We start from the raw sequence: 19646 nt of genomic DNA, 5'->3' as shown, positions 1-19646 counted from the left end.
AGATCGAGAGCAGGTGGCGCAGGGCCCTTCGGCCCGACCTATGACCGGCACCCCACCTCCCGGCCCGCCCCGGGTGCAGACCAGGATCACCGTGCCCGACTCGAAGATCATGGTCAATCTGCTCGGCGCAGGCGACGAGATCCTCCGACTCGTCGAACGCTCGGTCAACAGTGACGTGCACGTCCGCGGCAACGAGATCACCATCACCGGTGACCCCGCGGACAACGCCCTCGCCGAGCGGGTCTTCAGCGAGCTACTCGAACTCATCGAGAAAGGCGAGACCCTGACCACTGACGCCGTCCGGCGTACCGTCGGCATGCTCGAGCAGGGCAGTGCCGAGCGGCCCGCCGACGTTCTGACCCTGAACATCCTCTCCCGTCGCGGCCGCACCATCCGCCCCAAGACACTCGGGCAGAAGCGGTACGTCGACGCGATCGACTCGCACACCATCGTCTTCGGCATCGGCCCGGCCGGCACCGGAAAGACCTACCTGGCGATGGCGAAGGCCGTCCAGGCGTTGCAGGCCAAGCAGGTCAACCGGATCATCCTGACCCGGCCGGCGGTGGAGGCGGGTGAGCGACTGGGTTTCCTGCCCGGCACGCTCAACGAGAAGATCGACCCGTACCTGCGCCCGCTCTACGACGCGCTGCACGACATGCTCGACCCGGAGACGATCCCGAAGCTGATGGCCGCCGGAACGATCGAGGTCGCGCCACTGGCGTACATGAGGGGCCGGACGCTCAATGACGCGTTCATCATCCTGGACGAGGCGCAGAACACGACGCCCGAGCAGATGAAGATGTTCCTCACCCGGCTCGGCTTCAACTCCAAGATCGTCGTGACCGGTGACATCACCCAGGTGGACCTTCCCGGCGGGACGAGCAGCGGTCTGAAGGTTGTCCGGGAGATCCTGGAAAACGTCGAAGACATGCACTTCGCCCAGTTGTCCAGCTCCGACGTCGTTCGCCACCGGCTGGTCGGGGAGATCGTCGACGCGTACGCCCGCTGGGACGCCGAGCGGGAAAACCAGCAGGCGCAGGGCGTTCATGCCGTGCCCGGGCGACCCGCCCAGGGCGGCCGTGCCGGCCGTCGCCGCTAAAGCAGAGGAAAGCAGTTGTCCATCGAGATCGCCAACGAGTCCGGTGTCGAGGTCGACACCGACGCCGTGCTCGCCGTCGCCCGGCACGCCCTCGACGAGATGGGGGTCAACCCCCTCGCCGAGTTGTCGGTGCTGCTGGTCGACATCGACTACATGACCGAGCTGAACCACCGCTGGATGGGTGGCGACGGCCCGACCGACGTGCTCGCCTTCCCCATGGACGAGGGCAGCGTCGACCACGGTCCGGGTGAGTCCGCACCGGCCGGTGGCGAGCCGGCCCTGCTCGGTGACATCGTGCTCTGCCCCGAGGTCGCGGCGAAGCAGGCGGCGGCCGCCGGGCACGCGCCGGCCGATGAGCTGCACCTGCTCACCGTGCACGGGGTGCTGCACCTGCTCGGCTACGACCACGCCGAGCCGGAGGAGGAGCGCGAGATGTTCGCGCTCCAGGCCCGACTGCTGGCGAGCTGGCGGTCGACCCGCACCCAGTGATGTCCACTCCTCCGTTACTGGCGGCCGGCCCCACCGCCGGCCTTCCCGACCTGCAGCTGATCGTTTTCGCGGCCGGCCTGGTGGTGCTGGCCGGTCTGATCGCGATGACCGAGGCGGCGCTCGCCGCGGTCTCGCCCGCCCGGGCCGCCGAGCTGGCCCGCGACGGCGTGCGTGGCGCCCGCACCCTCCAGGTCGTGGCCGGCGACGTGGTCCGGCACCTCAACCTGCTCCTGCTGTTGCGGCTGCTCGCCGAGCTGACCGCCACCACACTGGTGGCGCTGGTCGCGGTCGACACCTTCGGCGCCGGCTGGCGGGCCGCGCTGGTGACCGCCGGCGCGATGACCGTGGTCAGTTTCGTGGTGGTCGGCGTCGCCCCGCGCACCATCGGCCGGCAGCACGCGTACGCCGTGGGTCGTGCGGTGGCGCCGCTGGTCCGCTGGCTGGGCCGGGCGCTCAACCCGCTCGCGTCGCTGCTGATCCTGATCGGCAACGCGGTCACCCCGGGGCGCGGCTTCCGGGAGGGGCCGTTCGCCACCCAGGTGGAGTTGCGTGAGCTGGTCGACCTGGCCGAGCAGCGTGGCGTGGTCGAGCATGGCGAACGTCAGATGATCCATTCGGTCTTCGCGCTCGGCGACACCATCGCCCGTGAGGTGATGGTGCCGCGTACGGAGATGGTCTGGATCGAGGAGGGCAAGACGCTCGCGCAGGCGCTGGCGCTGTTCCTGCGTTCCGGCTTCTCCCGCATTCCGGTCATCGGTGAGAGCGTCGACGACGTGCTGGGTGTGCTCTACCTCAAGGACCTGATCCGGCGCTCGCGCGGCGGTGATCCGGAGGCCGAGCAGCTGCCGGTGGCCGAGCTGATGCGCCCGGCGACCTTCGTACCGGAGTCCAAGCCGGTCGACGACCTGCTGTCGGAGATGCAGGCCGCCCGTAACCACCTGGTCATCGTGGTCGACGAGTACGGCGGCACCGGCGGTCTGGTCACCATCGAGGACATCCTGGAGGAGATCGTCGGTGAGATCACCGACGAGTACGATGTCGAACGCCCGCCCGTCGAACGTCTGGCGGACTCCACGGTGCGGGTGACCGCCCGCATGCCGGTGGAGAATCTGGGCGAGATGTTCGACACCGACCTGCCCACCGACGAGGTGGAGACGGTTGGTGGCCTGCTCGCCCAGTCGCTGGGGCGGGTGCCGATTCCGGGCGCCGAGGCCGAGGTCGCCGGCCTCCGCCTGGTCGCCGAGGGCACCACCGGCCGGCGCAACCGGATCGACACCGTCCTGGTCAGCCGGGTGGAGTCGGGCCATGAGCAGGACAACGCGGGGCGCGGCGAGCATGCCGGCCCCGGCGACGACACCGACAACCATCGAGACGACGAGAGGCAACCCGCCGATGCCTGACACACCCGCCGCGCCCGCCGCCCGGCCCGCCCCCACCGCGCCGGCCCCGCTGAGTGCCGAGGACGGCAAGCTCGTCGTCCTGGCCCGGGGAGCCCGTGGACGGGTAGGCGCCGTGGAGGGCGCCGCGGTCCGGGATCAGGACGGCCGGACGTACGCGGCGGCCAGTGTCGCGCTGCCCTCGCTGACCCTCACCGCACTACAGCTCGCGGTCGCGTCGGCCGTGGCGGCCGGTGCGAGCCGGCTGGAGGCCGCGGTGGTGGTGACCGAGGCGTCGACGCTGGACGGTGCCGGGCACGCCGCGGTGCGTGATCTCTCGGTGGACGCGCCGATCCACGTGGCCGCTCCGGACGGCACGGTCCTCGGCACGGTGACCCAGTGAGCCCCGTACAGGACCCGGAGGCGCGGCCCTACCGGGCCGGGTTCGGCTGCTTCGTCGGCCGGCCCAACGCCGGCAAGTCGACGCTGACCAACGCCATCGTCGGCACCAAGATCGCGATCACCTCGAACAAGCCACAGACCACCCGGCACGTCATCCGGGCCGTGCTGCACCGGCCGGAGTCGCAGCTGGTCCTGGTCGACACCCCGGGCCTGCACCGCCCCCGTACGCTGCTCGGCGAGCGTCTCAACGACCTGGTCCGGTCCACCTGGACCGAGGTCGACGTGATCGGTCTGTGCATTCCGGCCGACGAGCCGGTCGGGCGCGGTGACCGGTTCATCAGCGGCGAGCTGGCCGAGTTGAAGGCGACCGTCCTGGCGGTGGTCACCAAGACCGACCTGGTGGACAAGCGCCGCCTGGCGGAGCAGTTGCTCGCGGTCAGCGAGATGGGCGAGTTCGCCGCCGTGGTGCCGGTGAGCGCGGTCTCCGGGCACCAGGTGGACACTCTGGTCGATGTGATGACCGGCTACCTGCCGCCGTCGCCGCAGCTCTACCCGGACGACATGCTGACCGACGATCCCGAGCAGGTGATGGTCGCCGAGCTGATCCGCGAGGCCGCCCTGGAGGGGGTCCGTGACGAGCTGCCGCACTCCATCGCGGTCGTGGTGGAGGAGATGATCCCCGAGGGTCAACTCATGAAGATTTACGCCGACGTGTACGTGGAGCGACCCAGCCAGAAGGCGATCGTGATCGGTCACCGGGCGAGCCGGCTCAAGGAGGTCGGTACGAACGCCCGCCGGCAGATTGAGGAATTGCTCGGCACCCGGGTCTATCTCGACCTGCACGTGCGGGTCGCGAAGGACTGGCAGCGCGACCCCAAGCAGTTGCGCAAGCTGGGCTTCTGACTGATCCCGCCGAGGCGGCTGTGTGGCCTTCGCATGATCGTCTTCGGTCGGGCAGATGGGAAGATTCACCTTCGGGTAGGGCCGTGGCCGTTTGCGGCGGCCGCCGCGCAGGGTAGGGGAGGTACGCCCCCGCGTCCCCGACCCAGATGCAGGATGATGCGCAACCGGTATCTCGATCTGCTCCGTTTCCTGGCCATCGTCCGAGTGGTCGTCTACCACGTCACCGGGTGGGCGACTCTCACCCTCGTCTTCCCTGCCATGTCGGTGATGTTCGCTCTCGCCGGTTCGTTGATGGCCGCGTCGCTGACCCGCTGCGGCCCGTCGGCGGTCGGCCGTCGACTGCGCCGGCTGCTGCCGTCGCTGTGGGTGCTCGCGGCGGTCTTTGCCCCGGCCATGCTGCTCACCGGGCTGCCGGTGACCCCCCGGGTGCTGCTGTGGCTGTTCCCGATCGCCGACCCGCCGGCCAACCACTGGGGTGCCCTGGCGCTGAGCGTCATCTGGTACCTGCGCGACTATCTGTGGTTCGTGCTCGCCTCACCGGTCGCGTTCTGGTTGTTTCGCCGGGCCCCACTGCCCACCCTGCTCGCCCCGTACCTCCTGCTGGTGGCGATCGAGGCGGGGATCTACCCGGCGCCGCCGGTGCTGCGGGAGTTCGGACTCTACTTCGGCGCGTGGATGCTCGGCTTCGCCCACCACGCCGGGATGTTGCGCCGGCTCTCCGGCCGGGTGCTGTACCCGTTGGCGCTCGCACTCGCGGTGGGCGGAGGTGCCTGGATCGTCGGGCATCCCGGCCCACGCGGGTACGACCTGAACGACAATCACCTGGGCAACGCCCTCTGGTCGGCCGCGTTCATCCTGGTCGCGCTGGGTCGGGCGCCGTCCGGGGTGGCCTGGCTGGGCCGAAGACGGCTGGCCGACCGGGCGGTGACCGTGGTCAACCGGCGGGCCCTCACCGTCTACCTCTGGCACATGCCGTTCGTGGTGGCGCTCACTCCGCTGGTCGATGTGGTGGGTTGGTCCCATCAGGACCCGGCGGGGTTGGCCATCCGGGTGCTGTTGGTCTTCGCGCTGGTCGGGCTGGTCACCCTGGCCGTCGGCTGGGTCGAGGACATCGCCGCCCGTCGCCGCCCGGAGCTGGTCCCCGGCGGCCGGCCGGGCCCGGCCGGGGCGGTCGTCCGGTCGGACGCCGAGCCTGCGGTCCGGTCCGGCGCCGAGCCCTCGGTCGTGCCCGGCGCCGAGCCTGCGGTCCGGTCCGGCGCCGAGCCCTCGGTCCGGTCCGACTCCGGGCCGGCGGAGGAGGGCGCCGGACGAGCGGTGGTGCCGGCGCAGCGTGTGGCCGGGAAGGTGGCCACCGTCGAGATCAGCGCAGGCTGATCGTGACGTTCCCGCTGCTGGCCGAACCGTCGAGCATCAGGGACGCGGCCGGGTCGTCGGTGACGGTGACGGTCTTGTCGCCGGAGTCGGCGTTGGATCGGACCCGGTAGCTGCCCTCGGGCACCAGCAACGTGACGTCACCGCTGGCGGCGTGTACCCGGGCCGAGGCGGGCTTGTCCAGCTCGATGGTGACATTGCCGGAGCTGGCCTCGGCGTCGACCGTGCCGCTCAGCCGCCGTGCGGTGATGTCCCCGGACGAGGCGCGCAGCCGTACCGCAGCGGTGGCCTCGCTCACCTCGATGTTGCCGGAGCGGGTCTCCACCCCGAGCGCGCCCGACGCGCCGGAGATCCGCACGTCGCCCGAGCTCAGCTGCAGGTCCACCGTGCCGACCCGACTCAGCTCGATGTTGCCGGAGCTGGCCTCGCCCTGCACGGCCACACCCTCCGGCACCGTCACCTCGTAGGAGATGCTGCACCGCGAGCCGCAGTTGGTGTCCAGCACCAGCTCGCTGCCCTCGATCTCGTACCGGGCGTTGTCCGGTTCGCCGCCCTGGTAGCGCACCACCCGCTTGATCCGCACCTCGGACGCCGGGCCGGTGCCGCGTACCACCACGTCGCCCGAGCCACCCGACACCCGGATCGTGGTCACCCGGACCGCCTCGGTGTCGTCGTAGTCGAGCCGGCGCATGGCCAGGTTGTCACACCCGGCGAGCAGGATGAGGGTGGCGGCCAGGCCGAGCGCGATGGGGGCGCTCGCGCGTCTACGGGAGCCGGTGGGGATTTCGTGCAGTGCCATGGCGAGAACGCTACGGCCGGTCACGAGCCCGGCGCATCGGGGTTCGTCCGCGCATCCACCCCGAACCGACCCTGATTTCACACCCCGAGGGAGAATGGCCCGATGGCCGGGTACCGCCGACAGCTCTACCGCGACGACGCGGTGGTGCTGCGTGTGCAGAAGCTCGGCGAGTCCGACCGGATCATCACCCTGCTCACCCGCCGGCACGGCCGGCTGCGCGCGGTGGCCCGGGGGATCCGCCGCACCACCAGCAAGTTCGGCGCGCGGCTGGAGCCGTTCGGCCACGTCGATCTCCAGCTCGCCGGTGACCCGAAGGGCAACCACGGCAGCTCCCTGCACACCGTCAGCCAGGTCGAGGGCATCGAGCTGTACGGCAAGCGGTTCCTGGGGGACTACCCGCGCTACACGGCGGCCAGCGCGATCGCCGAGACCGCCGAGCGGCTGACCCCGGTGGAACGGGAACCGTCACTGCGGCTGTTCCAACTCACCGTGGGCGCACTGAAGGCGCTGTCCCGGGGCGAGCACGCCACCACCCTGGTGCTCGACGCGTACCTACTGCGCGGGATGACGCTCGCGGGCTGGGCGCCGGCGCTGCTCGCCTGCGCGGTCTGCGGCACCCCCGGGCGGCACCGGGCGTTCTCCGTGCCGGCCGGCGGCGCGGTCTGCCCGGATTGCCGGCCGCCCGGCGCGGCCCATCCCGCGCCGGCCACCATCGACCTGATGTCCGCACTGACCATCGGCGACTGGGTGATCGCCGATGCCACCGAGATCGGCGTACGCCGGGAGTGCAGTGGGCTGGTGGCGGCGCACCTGCAGTGGCACCTGGAACGCGCGCTACGCTCGCTGCCGCTGGTCGACCGGGGTCCCTCGGCGGCCGGCACGGCCTCGCCGCCGGATGGCACCGGGGTCGTGGTGCTCCGGCCACGTGGCGACGTCGAGGCCGGGGCGGACGGCGCGAACAGGGAGTGACCGAGTGATCCGATCGAAGAAGGCCGGCCGGCGCGAGCCGATGCCGCCGACACCACACCCGTCCGGCGCCCGGCCGCCGGCGCTGCCCACCGAGGCGGTGCCGAGGCACGTGGCGGTGGTGATGGACGGCAACGGTCGCTGGGCCAAGGATCGCGGGCTGCCCCGCACCAAGGGTCACGAGGCGGGGGAGCACAGCCTCTTCGACACCATCGAGGGCGCGATCGAGATGGGCATCCCCTACCTGTCGGCGTACGCGTTCTCCACCGAGAACTGGCGGCGCTCGCCCGACGAGGTCCGGTTCCTGATGGGGTTCAACCGGGACGTGATCCGTCGCCGCCGCGACCAGTTGGTCGACCTCGGCGTCCGGGTGGTCTGGTCGGGCCGGCCCGGGCGGTTGTGGAAGAGCGTCATCTCCGAGTTGCAGACGGCGGAGGAGATGTCCCGCGACAACTCGACGCTGACCCTGCAGTTCTGCGTCAACTACGGCGGGCAGGCCGAGATCGGCGACGCCGCCGCGGCGATCGCCCGCGACGTGGCGGCCGGCCGGCTGGACCCGGCGAAGGTCACCGAGAAGACCGTGGCGAAGTACCTCTACCACCCGGAGATCCCCGAGGTGGACCTGTTCCTGCGCCCCTCCGGGGAGGAGCGGATCTCCAACTTCCTGCTCTGGCAGGCGGCGTACGCCGAGTTGGTCTTCCTGGACACGCTTTGGCCCGATTTCGACCGCCGCCACCTCTGGTACGCCTGCGAGCTGTACGCGCAGCGGGACCGACGTTTCGGCGGCGCGCTGCCCAACCCGGTCGCCCCGGTGCTCTGAGCCGAGGCGCTTATCCTTCCGTCACGCTGGGTATCACCTCCGTCAGAAGCCACTGACGGAGGTGAACCCACATGATCCAGAAGCGCATTGCCCAGTGGGCGGTGATGGCGGTCGCGGTTCCACTGGCCGCTGCCGGCGCTCGCCGACTCAGCCACACCCTGGAGGCCCGGCGGGGTCCCTCCGGGGTGACGCGGCTGCTGACCAAGGGCGCGGACCTGGTGCGCCCGCAAAAGGCCAAGCGACGCCGTCTCTGGTAATCCCCAACCCCTCTCCCTCCCGGCGCCGCCCGCACACAGTGCAGGCGGCGCCCCCCCTGTCCACCCCCGGGACGGGGGCCGGGTGCGGTTGTTTTGAGGTTGGGGAGGATTGGGGCGGGTAGGGTCCGGAGGTGGTGGGACGACGGGGTTGGGGTGGATATGCGGGATCTTCGATTCAAGATGATCATGGCGTTGAACGCGGCCGATCTCGGCGACCCGATCTGCGAGCAGGTGGCTGACATCTGTGCCGAGATCGCCGAGCAGCACTGCGCCGAGTTCGGCCACACGCCGCAGCTGCGTACCGGTGAGATCGCCGAACTGGCCACCGGAGAGCCGGCCCTGACCTGGGCGCCGTCGACTCCCGACGCCGGGCAGCGTGCCTGGTGACCGCACCCGCCGCATCCGCCGCACCCGCGGTCGACATCCGCCGCGCCGAGGACCGCTTCACCACCCGGATCTCCTGGCTGGACTCCAAGCACTCGTTCTCGTTCTCCCGGCACTACGACCCGGCCAACACCCACCACGGTCTGCTGCTGGTCAACAACGACGACGTGGTGCGCCCGGGCGCCGGCTTCGAGACCCACCCACACCAGGACATGGAGATCGTGACCTGGGTGCTGCGTGGCTCGCTGGTGCACCAGGACTCCACCGGCCACTCCGGGGTGATCTACCCGGGCCTGGCCCAGCGGATGAGCGCCGGCACCGGCATTCTGCACTCCGAGAAGAACGACGCCTGGCGACTGAACAACCAGGAGCCGCACAGCGACCCGGTCCACTTCGTGCAGATGTGGGTGCTCCCCGACGAGCAGGGCGTCGACCCCGGGTACGAGCAGCTGGAGATCGAGGACGAGCTGCTCCGTGGCGGCCTGGTGCCGATCGCCTCCGGGATGGACCGCTACGACGGCGCGTCCGCGATCCGGATCCGCAACCGGTACGCGACCCTGCACGCGGCCCGACTCGCCCCCGGCGACGAGGTCACCATTCCCGACGCGCCCTTCGTGCACCTGTATGTGCCCAACGGCACGGTGACCCTGGAGGGCAGCGGCCCGCTCGGCACCGGCGACGCGGCCCGGCTCACCATGACCGGTGGCCGGCGGGTCTCGGCGGACGAGCCCGCCGAGATTCTGGTCTGGGAAATGCACGCCACGGTCGCCTAGGCCCCCGCGATCTTGCAGTTTCGGCTTAAGTAATGGGCCTTTTGTGCCCATTTACCCGAGCAGAAACTGCAAGATCGGCGGAGGAGTAGGGCGGGGTGGGGCGGGGTGGGGTCAGGCGGGGGATTCGGTGCGGTCGCCGGCCCAGGTGGTGTGGAACGAGCCCTCGCGGTCCACCCGCTGGTAGGTGTGCGCGCCGAAGTTGTCCCGTAGGCCCTGGATCAGCGCGGCGGGCAGCCGCTCGGCGCGCAGCGCGTCGAAGTACGCCAGCGACGACGAGAACGCGGGCGTGGGCACGCCCGCCCGGGTCGCGTCGGCCACCACCCGCCGCCAGCTCGGCACACCAGCGCCGACCGCCTCGGCGAAGTACGGCGCCACCAGCAACGTCGGCAGGTCGGGCTGCTCGTCGTACGCCTCGCGGATCCGGTTGAGGAAGCGGGCCCGGATGATGCAGCCACCCCGCCAGATCGTCGCCGTGCCGCCCAGGTCGATGTCCCAGTTGTACTCCTGGCTGCCGGCGCGGATGTGGTCGAAGCCCTGCGCGTACGCGACGATCTTGGAGGCGAGCAGCGCCCGGCGGACATCCTCGACGAACGCGTCCCGGTCGGCGACCTGCCACTTCTCACCGGCGTCCGGGAACGCCCGGTGGGCCGCCTCCCGCTGGTCGACGTGCCCGGAGAGCGAGCGCGCGAAGGTCGCCTCGGCGATCCCCGTGATCGGGATGCCCAGGTCCAGGGCGCTCTGCACGGTCCACCGCCCGGTGCCCTTCTGCTCGGCCCGGTCCTGCACGATGTCCACGAACGGCCGCCCGGTCGCCGCGTCGGTGTGCGCCAGCACATCGGCGGTGATCTCGATGAGGAACGACTCCAGCTCGCCGTTGTTCCAGTCGCGGAAGATCTCCGCGATCTCCGCCGGCTTCGCGCCCAGACCGGCCCGGAGCAGGTCGTACGCCTCGGCGATCAGTTGCATGTCGGCGTACTCGATGCCGTTGTGCACCATCTTGACGAAGTGCCCGGCGCCGTCCGGCCCGACGTGCATGCAGCACGGCACACCGTCCACCTGGGCGGCGATCTTCTCGAACATCGGCCCGAGCTTGGCGTACGACTCGGCGGAACCGCCCGGCATGATGCTCGGCCCGAGCAGCGCGCCCTCCTCGCCGCCGGAGACACCGGTGCCGCTGAAGTGCAGCCCCTGCGCGCGCAGCGCCTCCTCCCGGCGACGGGTGTCGGCGAAGTGGGCGTTGCCGCAGTCGACGATGATGTCGCCCTCCTCCAGCAGCGGCACCAACTCGTCGATCACCGCGTCGGTGGGCGCACCCGCCTTGACCATCACGATCACCGCGCGGGGCCGTTCCAGCGACGCCACGAACTCGGCCATCGTCTCGCCGGGCACGAACGCGCCCTCGTCGCCGTGCTCGGCGATCAGGCTGCGGGTGCGCTCCGGCGAGCGGTTGTGCACCGCCACCGTGAAGCCGTTGCGGGCCAGGTTGCGGGCCAGATTGCGACCCATTACCGCCAGCCCGGTCACACCGATCTGCGCCGTCGCCTGCTCAGCCATCCGTGCCGCCACCTCTCGCCGTCGTACCTTCGTTCTGCGACCGTATCTCGGCACAGGGCGGCGCGGGCGTGTCGTCGACAGCCGGTCACCGGTCGATAGCGTTCAGCCCTGGGCCAGGCGATCCTCCACGTGCGCCACCTTCGCGGTGAGCGCGTCGGTCACCCCCGGCCGGACGTCGGCCTTGAGCACCACACTCACCCGCGGCGCCTGCGCGGCCACCACGTCGACCGCCCGCTTGACCACCGCCATCACCTCGTCCCACTCACCCTCGATCGTGGTGAACATGGCGTCGGTGCGGTTGGGCAGGCCGGAGTCGCGGACCACCCGCACCGCCTCCGCCACCAGGTCACCGACGGACTCACCGACACCGAGCGGGGTTACCGAGAACGCGATCAGCATGCCGCCGATGGTGCCAGGAAAACCGGCTGCGTCGGGGTACGCCCACCCGATAGTGTGCGGGCATGCGTAACTGACGCCCTCTCTCCGAGCCGGCCCGCCGCCCCGCGTCGCGGTCCGTGCGCTCCCGGGCGTCCGCATTCTCCGCTACCGGCACTGCGCCGATGGCTGTCGTGGCCGATCCGGGACCGACCCCGTCCGCCATGACCGGACTGTCTCCAGCCCGGTCCTCGTCCAACCGTGACCGCGCCGCGTGCGCCGCGACCGTCCCGGTCGCCGTGCCGTCGGCCGGTCCGCCGAGAAGGAGGCCAGGATGCCCGCCAGGCGCAACCCGAAGAAGTCCCGTAGCCCGGAAGCCGGGCCGACCGTCGAGGAGCTGACGCCGGCCAACCTCGACCAGGCGGCGATCATGCCCGCGGTGCCACCCCTGCCGATCGAGGGCTCGGGGCCGGCCCTCCGGTCTGCGCCGCCCACGGCCGGTCCGCCGGTTGCCCGCGGCAGGTCCGCCGTCGGGCACGGCAGCCAGCGGGCAGGTCAGGCCCGTCGGTACGCCTTCCGGCGTAGCTGACCGACGGGTCCGCGCGGTCGTCACCAGCGACGATCGCGCTGTCCTCGACCCACCGTCCGGTGCGTGGTCCGCCGCGGACGCGGCGGACCACACACCGGCCTCAGTGGTCGGCGCAGCAGGGGGTCGGGTCGGGCACCTCGAACGGGGCGAGACCGCCCGAGTGGTGCGGCATGGCCACCAGCACCAGCTGACCGTTGCGCCACTCCGGGCGGACGAAGTCGCGGGTGTCCAGCGGCATCTCCGGTTCGGCCGTCGTCCCACCGAGCACCACGACCCGCTCGATCGCACTCGAGTTGAGCACCTCGCCGACGGTGAGCGTGCCGACCATCCGGTCCACACCGGGGTACCGCACGGCCCTGCCGGACCGACGGGCGGTGTGCTCGGCTGCCGCCCGTTCCGCCGCGGCCCGCAGCTCGGGCGGGGTGGCGGGTAGCCCGCCCAACCAGCCCGTCGCCGTCGGCACGGCCACGCTGAGCGCCACATGGGGATACGGCGCGGTGACCAGGTGCGTGCAGGCCACCAGGTCCGGCAGGTCGAGCGACCCGAGCTGATCGGTCAGCCAGTGCTCCGCCTCCCGCAGCGTCCGATGCCCCAGGCTGAGGCCCAGGATCACAGCGGCAGCACCCAGATCGGGTTGGCGTAGAACCAGAGGTCCTCCCACGGGTCCGCGGCGCCGGTGACGTCCAGGGCCGGGCCGAACGGGTCGACCGCCGCGCCCATCAGGCCCGGCTGGCTGCGCTTGCCGTCCGTGCCTCGGATCCGCAGGTAGAACGGCTCGTCCACCCGGCCGAAGGAGTAGGTGAAGGAGACCTTGCCGGTGCCCTTGTTGACCTCGAAGGACTTCACCACCTTCGTGTTGGGGGCGGTGAACGTGTCCTTGTCGGCGACGGCGCCGGTCACCTTGCCGGCGATAACGTCGACCCGGCTGAGCACCGGCACGAACTGCGACCAGTTCGGGGTGTCCGCCAGGTCGATGTCGATCGTCACCTCGACGCGCGTACCGCGCTTGACCCGCAGCACCCCACCGAGCGGCGTACCGGATTCCCGGCGCCGGTCACCGGCGACCCGCGCCCGGACGTCGAGAGCCTTGATCAGGCCGGCGTGGTCCACCCAGACCCGGCCGGCCCGCAGGCCGTCCATCACGGCGCGGTAGCTGAACGAACTCGCCCCGACGTGCGTACGGCTGTACTGGCCGGGCCAGTAGTCGCCGGCGGTGTTGAGCAGCGGGCCGTACACCGGGTCGTTGTGCTTGCCGTTGAGGTCGAAGTTGCCGTCCGGCCCCCGCTGGGAGGTGTCCAGGTAGTTGACGTGCGAGTCGGAGTTGGCGCTGATCCACCAGGCCCGGCCCTCGGCGAGCAGGCTGTCCCAGAGCCCGCCGACGGTGGAGGTCATCCAGTCGAAGCCGCCCCAGGTGCGGTAGCTCTCCAGCGGGTAGCCGGGGAACGACGAGGGCGACGGGTTGTTGTCGTAGTAGCCTCGGGCCCGGCCGCCACCGGGCAGCCCGGCGGCCTGGTGGCCGGGAGCACCCTCCATGCCGATCGCCACACTCGGGTCGGCGTCCCGCCAGGCGCGGATCTCGTGGGGAGAGTCGATTCCTCGCCGGGCCGGGTGGTTCGCCAGGAACAGCGCACCCTCGACACGGCGCTTGCGAACCGCCTCGCCGAGGAACTTGATGCCGGCGATGGCGAGCGCCTCGTTGGCCGGGCTGTTGTCGCCGGCGTTCTTGACGGTGCCGTCGAAGGCGTTCTCGAACTCCTTGAGGACGGCGACCTCGTTGCGTCCCGGGTGGACGAAGACGGTGGCGTGCTCGGCGGCCGGGATGTTCCACTCCAGGCCCTGGTAGATCAGCAGGTCCTTGAGCTGGTCGCGCGCGGCGACGATGTCCGGGTTCACCTTGTCCACGCCGATCTTGGCGTGGGCGACGCTGCCGTGGTCGGTGACGACCATCCAGTCCAGGCCGTACGCCTGGGCGTGGCGGGCCTGGTCGACGACCCGGTACTGGGCGTCCGAGCTGTACTGGGTGTGGATGTGGTGGTCGCCGGCCAGCCACTGGAACTCCCCGGTGCGGCCGTGGTCACCGCCGGGTCCGTGGTCGTGGCCCCCCGCGAGCGCCGGGCTCCCGGCAGCCAGCACGGTGGTGGCGGCGCCTGCGCCGAGCAGGCCGGCGTTGCGCAGGAAACCGCGCCGGCTGAGGTCGGTGGGCGCCAGTTCCGCGTCCGGGATGGAGCCGTCGAGCGCCGGAGGCAGGTCACCGTCGGCGGCGAAATCGTGATCGTGCGAGTGACCGTGGCCGTGGCCCATGTGCTGCTCCAGTCTGGTCAGGAGGATTTCCCGCGGACAATCTCGTCCGGCCAGGGGAACAGCGCATGTCAGGTATACGGCCGAGATGCGAACATGCGACTCCGACCATGCTTCGAGGGGTTCGGCGTGTGCCGCGCTCGAACTCATGGCGGACGTGAAGCAGGTGTGTCGTCCGATCGACCAGTGCGCGCCGTGGATCCGAGCACCGCCTCGGGCCCGCTGACGAGGCGGTGAGCGTGGGCCAGCGACCCGATGCGCGGCGGGTCAGCCGATCAGCGGGCGGAAGGTGCCGAGCAGCACGCTCACCGTCAGGGCGGTGCCGGCCAGCGCGGCGGCGACGACGATGAGCAGCGCGTCGGCACGGGTGAAGGACTGACGGCGGGCCACGGTCCGAGGCGTCTCGGCGTCGAAGCCGCGCGCGTCCATCGCGACGGCCAGCCGGGTACCCCGGCGGATCGCCCCAACCAGCAACGCGAACGCGGTGGAGGCGAACAGCCGCAGCTTCGCCACCGGGTTGCGTCCCGCGTCGACGCCCCGCGCCCGTCGCGCCATGCTGATCATCTGCCATTCCTGACCGAGCAGCGGGACCAGCCGGAACGCGGCCAGCGCCCCGATGGCGAACCGGGCTGGCGCCTTCACGTTCTGGATCAACGCGTCGGCCAGGTCGGTGGGGTCGGTGGTCGCGAAGACGATCACACCGGGCAGGGCCACCGCGAACACCCGCAGCACCAGGCCGAGCGCGGTGAGCAGCACCCCGGTGCTCACCAACACCGGCCCCGCGTCCAGCAGGACCCGACCGGACCGGTCGGCGGCGAAGAGCACCAGGGTGACCAGGATGCCGGCGGCACTGAGCAGCAGTGGCCAGGCCCGTCGGGCCAGCACCCGGTAGCGGATGCCGAACAGCGGCAGCACGGCGAGTTCGAGCGCGATGGCGATCGCCGGGGCCACCGGGTCCAGGGTTGCCAGCAGGGTGAACGAGAACACCAGCGCGGCGGCGACCTTCGCCACCGGGTTGCGGCGGGCCAACGGCGCGTCGGGCGCGGCGACCGGCTCAATGCTGATCATCGGCTGCCGTCCGAGGCCCGCCGCAGGGTGACGGTGCGGTCGGCGAGCGCGGCGACGAAGTCCGCGTCGTGGGTGACCGCGACCACGCCGTGCCCGGCGTCGCGCAGGTCGGCGAAGAGGTCGACCAGCTCCCGCCAGGTCCGCCGGTCCTGACCGAAGGTGGGTTCGTCGCAGATCAGCAGGCGGGGCGCGGTGGCCAGGGCGGTCGCCACGCTCAGCCGCCGCGCCTCACCACCCGAGAGGGTGTACGGGTTGGCGGCGGCGAGCCGGCCCAGTCGCAGCCGCTCCAGCAGCCCGGCCACGGTCTCCCTGACGGCCGCCTCTGGCTGACCGGTCCGGCGCGGGCCGAGCGCCAGCTCGTCGAAGACGGTGCTGGTGACGAACTGGTGCTCCGGATCCTGAAAGACCGACCCGATCCGCCGGGCCAGCGCGGGCGCTCGCCAGCAGTGCGGGGGAGTGCGGTGATCCGGGCCGGCCAGCTCGGCGGACGCGGTGACCCGTCCGGTGCCCGGCCGGAGCAGCCCGCCGAGCAGCAACGCCAGGGTGGACTTGCCGGCGCCGTTGGGCCCACGTACGGCGAGCGCCTCCCCGGCGCGTACCGCCAGGTCGGTGCAGCCCAGCCGGGGCGGCAGGCCGAGCCGATCGGCGGTGAGCAGCAGCTCCCCGGGAGCGGCGGTGGCCGGTCGGGGCGCGATCGGGTGACCGGGCACCCACACGCCCTCGGCGGCGAGGGTGGTGCCGTGCGCGGCGAAGACCGCCTCGGGCGTGCCGTCCGCGCGGACCCCGCCGCCGGGTTCCAGGACGACCACCCGGTCGACCAGCGGCAGTGCCTCGGCGACCCGGTGCTCGACCAGGATCAGCGTGGTGTCCGCGTCCAGTGCGTCGGCCACCGCCCGCCGGACCAGGTCAGCCCCGGCCGGGTCCAGATTGGCGGTCGGCTCGTCGAGCAGCAGCAGGCCAGGGCGCAGGGCCAGCGCTCCGGCCAGGGCGAGGCGTTGCTGTTCGCCGCCGGAGAGCGCGGCGGTGTTGCGGTCCCGGGAGTAGGGGAAGCCGACCCGGCTCAGCGCCTCGTCGACCCGGGGCCAGATCTCGCCGGCCGGCACTCCCCGGTTCTCCAGCCCGAACGCGACGTCGTCGCCGCAGCGGGCCATCACCAGCTGGGTCTCCGGGTCCTGGAAGACGATGCCGACCCGTTCCCGCCCCTTGCGTGGGTCGAGCCCGTCGATCTCGACGGTGCCCTCCTGTTCGCCGGAGTCCTCCGGCAGCAGCCCGGCCAGCGCGCTGAGCAGGGTGCTCTTGCCGGCCCCCGAGGGCCCGAGCAGCAGAACCCGCTCCCCGGCCTCGACCCGCAGGTCAACCCCACGCACAGCCCAGGCCCGCCGCCCGGCGTGCCGCCACCCGAACCCCCGCAGCAGTACCCCGCCGCCCACCAGACCCCTCCCTCCCGCCCCTGCCCCGCCCCTGCCCCCATTACGTCCGTTGATCAAGAGGTTTGCGTCAGAAAATCGCTCTCCGTCGACGCAAACCTCTTGATCAACCCAGCCGGGTGGGTCAGATCAGGGCGCGGTCTCGGGCTACCGGGAAGCGGTCCAGGACGCCCGTGTTGGCCAGCGCCTGGGTGAGCAGCCAGCCGCCGACACCGGCGATCACGGTGGCGCTGACGATGGTGATCAGCGCGTACGGGATGCGGTAGTCGGTCAGGGCGTAGTCGGCGTTCCAGACGAAGAAGTCGAACAGTGCCGCGCTGAGACCGGTCAGCGCGCCGGCCAGCGCAGCGGTCGGCAGACGGAACGACCGGTACCGGAAGGCGGCGAACGCCAGCTCGGCGCCGATGCCCTGCACGATGCCCTGCGGGATCACCGTGCCGGCCCACTGGCTGCCCAGTAGCGCGGAGAGGACCGCGGCCACCGTCTCGCAGTAGAGCGCGGCACCGGGCTTACGGATGACCAGGCCGCCGATCACGGCTGGCATCAGCCAGACGCCGTAGAGCAGCGTCTGCGCCGGCGGGAAGAAGGCGAACGCGCCCTCGGTGGCACTCCAGACCAGGCCCCAGGCCCAGAAGATGACGCCGAAGGCGACCGCGATCACCGAGGCGACCACGATGTCGATGGTCCGCCAGCGGTTGGTGTCGGTGGTGGATGTCATGTGTTGCTCCCAGTTCTGACTGCGAACCAGGAGAAGACGCACGCCGCGCGTCCGGTGGCACCGGACGGCGGCGCGGCTGGAGGTCGACCGAACTCCCTGCGCTGGCATTACCCAGATCAGGTTCGAGGGTCTGCGGGCGTGCCCGCACTCTCAGCGCTGTGCGCTCCCCTGTCGGATGTGAAGTTGTCTCGCTGACGCTAACACCGACCGCGGCCGCTGGCCCAGCAGGGCATGCGCCTGACCTGCGGTGGGCGGCCCGCCCGCCGTCGGCTCGGTACGCTTCCGATCATGCGGGTCGACGCGCGAGGCTTCACGTTCGAGGTAACCACCGGCGGTCCGCCCGACGGTGTGCCTGTCCTGCTGCTGCACGGTTTTCCGCAGCACAGCGGCGAGTGGGACGACGTGGTGCCGGCGCTGCACGCGGGCGGGCTGCGCACGTACGCCCTGGACCAGCGCGGTTACTCGCCGGGTGCCCGGCCGACGGCGGTGGCCGACTACCGGATTCCCGAACTGGTCGGCGATGTGGTGGCGGTGCTCGACGCCCTCGGGCTGGACGCCGTCCACCTGGTCGGCCACGACTGGGGCGCGGTCGTGGCCTGGGCGGTCGCCGCCCGGCACCCCGATCGGGTCCGCACGCTGACCGCGGTGTCCGTGCCCCATCCGGCGGCCATGGCGCACGCCCTGGCCACCGACGGCCAGCAGAAGGCCCGCTCGTCGTACATTGCGCTGTTCCGCAAGCCGGGCAAGGCGGAGAAGGTGTTGCTGGCCTGGCACGCGATCGCGCTGCGCAAGCTGCTCGGCGGCGTGGGCGACGCATCCCGGGTGGAGCGTTACGCCGACCCGATGCGCGAGCCGGGGGCGCTCACGGCAGCGCTGAACTGGTACCGGGCGATGACCAGCGCCGACCTGGCCGGCGTCGGCCCGGTCGCGGTGCCCACCACGTACGTCTGGAGTGACCGCGACGTCGCCATCGGCCGGGCCGCCGCCGAGGCGTGCGCGGCGAACGTCACCGGGGATTACCGCTTCGTGTGGCTACCCGGGGTGAGTCACTGGATCCCGGACGAGGCGCCGGGCCTGCTCGCTGAGGCGATTCTGGCCCGAGCCGGCGGAACGGCCTGAACCATGCGTGCAGATCGAGGGAGGACCATGACGCTGAGTGCCGAGGACTACCTGACCGTGGTGACCGAGACGATCGGCCGGGTCGCCGCCAGTCAGCGGGAGGCGGTGGGACGGGCGGCCGACCTGATCGCCGACGCGGTGCGCGCCGACGGCGTGGTGCACGCGTTCGGCACCGGGCACTCGGAGGCCCTCGCGATGGAGATCGCCGGCCGGGCGGGCGGCCTGGTGCCGACCAACCGGATCGCGCTCCGCGACCTGGTGCTGCTCGGGGGTGACCCGGCTGAGCGGCTCGGCCCGATGCTGGAACGGGACCCGGCGGTCGCGCACCGCCTCTACGAGTTGGCCCCGGTGCGACCCACCGACGTCTTCGTGCTCGCCTCGAACTCGGGCGTCAACGGTGCGATGGTGGAGTTCGCCACGCTGGTCAAGGAGCGCGGCCACGGCCTGGTGGCGATCACCTCGACACAACACTCCGGCCGGATGACCTCCCGCCACCCGTCCGGGCGCAAGCTGTCCGACCTCGCCGACGTGGTGCTCGACAACGGCGCGCCGTACGGCGACGCGACGCTGCCGATTCCGGGCGGCGGCGCGGTCGGCGCGGTCTCCTCGATCACCGCGGCGCTGCTGGCCCAGCAGGTCACCGTGGAGGTGGTGGCACGGTTGCTGGCGGCGGGGGAGCGGCCGCCGGTCTACCTGTCGGCGAACATCCCGGACGGTGACGCGCACAACGCGGCACTGGAGGCCAGATACGCGGGTCGGATCCGACGCGGCTCCTGAGGTCGCCTCGGTCGGGTGCCCGGGAGATGTCGTGAACTTGTTTCGCGCCCGGCCGGGTGGGGCATTGGCGTTGCTGCCGGCG

At 71.7% G+C, this 19646-nt stretch carries 22 protein-coding genes and 1 riboswitch; of the genes, 14 read left to right on the top strand and 8 right to left on the bottom strand.

Annotated elements, in window-relative coordinates; all coding sequences use genetic code 11:
* The first annotated feature begins 40 nt into the window (after positions 1-40).
* From ACQEUX_RS20480 to ACQEUX_RS20455, 6 genes are all read left to right on the top strand, one after another.
* A complete protein-coding gene (locus tag ACQEUX_RS20480; RefSeq protein ID WP_433050688.1) occupies positions 41-1099 on the top strand; it encodes a PhoH family protein in 1059 nt (352 codons plus the stop codon).
* Between the two features lie 15 nt (positions 1100-1114).
* Positions 1115-1588: an rRNA maturation RNase YbeY gene (gene ybeY, locus ACQEUX_RS20475; protein WP_433050685.1), complete on the top strand. Its 474-nt coding sequence runs from the start codon at positions 1115-1117 to the stop codon at positions 1586-1588.
* Positions 1564-2988 carry a hemolysin family protein gene (locus tag ACQEUX_RS20470; protein WP_433056998.1) on the top strand — a complete coding sequence of 475 codons (1425 nt, stop codon included), beginning with the start codon at positions 1564-1566 and terminating at the stop codon, positions 2986-2988. Before ybeY ends, ACQEUX_RS20470 begins: the two co-directional genes overlap by 25 nt.
* On the top strand, positions 2981-3367 hold the full coding sequence (locus tag ACQEUX_RS20465; protein ID WP_433050682.1) for a cytidine deaminase: 387 nt from the start codon (positions 2981-2983) through the stop codon (positions 3365-3367). Before ACQEUX_RS20470 ends, ACQEUX_RS20465 begins: the two co-directional genes overlap by 8 nt.
* Positions 3364-4269: a GTPase Era gene (era, locus tag ACQEUX_RS20460; protein ID WP_433050679.1), complete on the top strand. Its 906-nt coding sequence runs from the start codon at positions 3364-3366 to the stop codon at positions 4267-4269. Before ACQEUX_RS20465 ends, era begins: the two co-directional genes overlap by 4 nt.
* Positions 4270-4425: 156 nt before the next feature.
* Complete coding sequence (locus ACQEUX_RS20455) at positions 4426-5643, top strand: acyltransferase family protein (protein ID WP_433056996.1); 1218 nt, start codon at positions 4426-4428, stop codon at positions 5641-5643.
* Here ACQEUX_RS20455 and ACQEUX_RS20450 read toward each other — a convergent pair.
* Entirely contained in the window at positions 5630-6439 is an 810-nt protein-coding gene (locus ACQEUX_RS20450) for a DUF4097 family beta strand repeat-containing protein (protein WP_433050676.1), read from the bottom strand. The two genes, ACQEUX_RS20455 and ACQEUX_RS20450, sit on opposite strands and share 14 nt — an antisense overlap.
* Positions 6440-6541: 102 nt before the next feature.
* On the opposite strand from ACQEUX_RS20450, the gene recO reads away from it, so the two are divergent.
* The 5 genes from recO to ACQEUX_RS20425 all read left to right on the top strand — a co-directional run bounded on the left by recO (position 6542) and on the right by ACQEUX_RS20425 (position 9639).
* Positions 6542-7408 (top strand): DNA repair protein RecO, encoded by an 867-nt coding sequence (recO, locus tag ACQEUX_RS20445; protein ID WP_433050673.1) that lies wholly within the window; start codon positions 6542-6544, stop codon positions 7406-7408.
* A 40-nt stretch (positions 7409-7448) separates the two neighbouring features.
* Positions 7449-8225 carry an isoprenyl transferase gene (locus ACQEUX_RS20440; protein ID WP_433056994.1) on the top strand — a complete coding sequence of 259 codons (777 nt, stop codon included), beginning with the start codon at positions 7449-7451 and terminating at the stop codon, positions 8223-8225.
* 71 nt (positions 8226-8296) lie between these two features.
* Positions 8297-8482, top strand: a complete 186-nt coding sequence (locus ACQEUX_RS20435) for a hypothetical protein (RefSeq protein ID WP_433050670.1) — start codon at positions 8297-8299, stop codon at positions 8480-8482.
* 159 nt (positions 8483-8641) lie between these two features.
* Positions 8642-8869, top strand: a complete 228-nt coding sequence (locus ACQEUX_RS20430) for a thioredoxin reductase (RefSeq protein WP_088988091.1) — start codon at positions 8642-8644, stop codon at positions 8867-8869.
* Entirely contained in the window at positions 8866-9639 is a 774-nt protein-coding gene (locus tag ACQEUX_RS20425; protein WP_433050666.1) for a pirin family protein, read from the top strand. Before ACQEUX_RS20430 ends, ACQEUX_RS20425 begins: the two co-directional genes overlap by 4 nt.
* A 111-nt stretch (positions 9640-9750) precedes the next feature.
* Here ACQEUX_RS20425 and gndA read toward each other — a convergent pair whose 3' ends face one another.
* Both gndA and ACQEUX_RS20415 read right to left on the bottom strand, forming a co-directional pair.
* The gene (gndA, locus tag ACQEUX_RS20420) at positions 9751-11193 is read right to left on the bottom strand and encodes an NADP-dependent phosphogluconate dehydrogenase (RefSeq protein WP_433050664.1); all 1443 of its coding nucleotides are present in this window, start codon (positions 11191-11193) and stop codon (positions 9751-9753) included.
* A gap of 102 nt (positions 11194-11295) precedes the next feature.
* Positions 11296-11592, bottom strand: a complete 297-nt coding sequence (locus ACQEUX_RS20415) for an MTH1187 family thiamine-binding protein (RefSeq protein ID WP_272613001.1) — start codon at positions 11590-11592, stop codon at positions 11296-11298.
* Between the two features lie 310 nt (positions 11593-11902).
* Between ACQEUX_RS20415 and ACQEUX_RS20410 the strand changes: the two genes are divergently transcribed.
* Complete coding sequence (locus ACQEUX_RS20410) at positions 11903-12157, top strand: hypothetical protein (protein ID WP_433050659.1); 255 nt, start codon at positions 11903-11905, stop codon at positions 12155-12157.
* 100 nt (positions 12158-12257) lie between these two features.
* On the opposite strand, the gene ACQEUX_RS20405 is transcribed toward ACQEUX_RS20410, so the two are convergent.
* The 5 genes from ACQEUX_RS20405 to ACQEUX_RS20385 all read right to left on the bottom strand — a co-directional run bounded on the left by ACQEUX_RS20405 (position 12258) and on the right by ACQEUX_RS20385 (position 17668).
* A complete protein-coding gene (locus ACQEUX_RS20405; protein WP_433050656.1) occupies positions 12258-12770 on the bottom strand; it encodes a hypothetical protein in 513 nt (170 codons plus the stop codon).
* Positions 12767-14458: a PHP domain-containing protein gene (locus tag ACQEUX_RS20400; protein WP_433050653.1), complete on the bottom strand. Its 1692-nt coding sequence runs from the start codon at positions 14456-14458 to the stop codon at positions 12767-12769. Before ACQEUX_RS20400 ends, ACQEUX_RS20405 begins: the two co-directional genes overlap by 4 nt.
* A gap of 264 nt (positions 14459-14722) precedes the next feature.
* The gene (locus ACQEUX_RS20395) at positions 14723-15523 is read right to left on the bottom strand and encodes an energy-coupling factor transporter transmembrane component T family protein (RefSeq protein WP_433050650.1); all 801 of its coding nucleotides are present in this window, start codon (positions 15521-15523) and stop codon (positions 14723-14725) included.
* A complete protein-coding gene (locus ACQEUX_RS20390; protein ID WP_433056992.1) occupies positions 15520-16956 on the bottom strand; it encodes an ABC transporter ATP-binding protein in 1437 nt (478 codons plus the stop codon). The genes ACQEUX_RS20395 and ACQEUX_RS20390 overlap by 4 nt, the downstream gene beginning before the upstream one ends.
* Before the next feature lie 118 nt (positions 16957-17074).
* Positions 17075-17668, bottom strand: a complete 594-nt coding sequence (locus ACQEUX_RS20385; protein ID WP_433050647.1) for an ECF transporter S component — start codon at positions 17666-17668, stop codon at positions 17075-17077.
* 75 nt (positions 17669-17743) lie between these two features.
* Positions 17744-17848: riboswitch (TPP riboswitch) on the bottom strand.
* 108 nt (positions 17849-17956) lie between these two features.
* Between ACQEUX_RS20385 and ACQEUX_RS20380 the strand changes: the two genes are divergently transcribed.
* Together ACQEUX_RS20380 and ACQEUX_RS20375 are read left to right on the top strand one after the other, a co-directional pair.
* Positions 17957-18787, top strand: coding sequence for an alpha/beta fold hydrolase (locus ACQEUX_RS20380; protein ID WP_433050644.1), 831 nt, complete (start codon positions 17957-17959; stop codon positions 18785-18787).
* Between the two features lie 27 nt (positions 18788-18814).
* The gene (locus tag ACQEUX_RS20375; RefSeq protein WP_433050641.1) at positions 18815-19564 is read left to right on the top strand and encodes a sugar isomerase domain-containing protein; all 750 of its coding nucleotides are present in this window, start codon (positions 18815-18817) and stop codon (positions 19562-19564) included.
* Positions 19565-19646: the final 82 nt, after the last annotated feature.

This window comes from Micromonospora sp. CA-259024 (assembly GCF_050936255.1).
Lineage (GTDB): Bacteria > Actinomycetota > Actinomycetes > Mycobacteriales > Micromonosporaceae > Micromonospora.
This window is presented reverse-complemented; position numbering and strand designations above follow the sequence as displayed.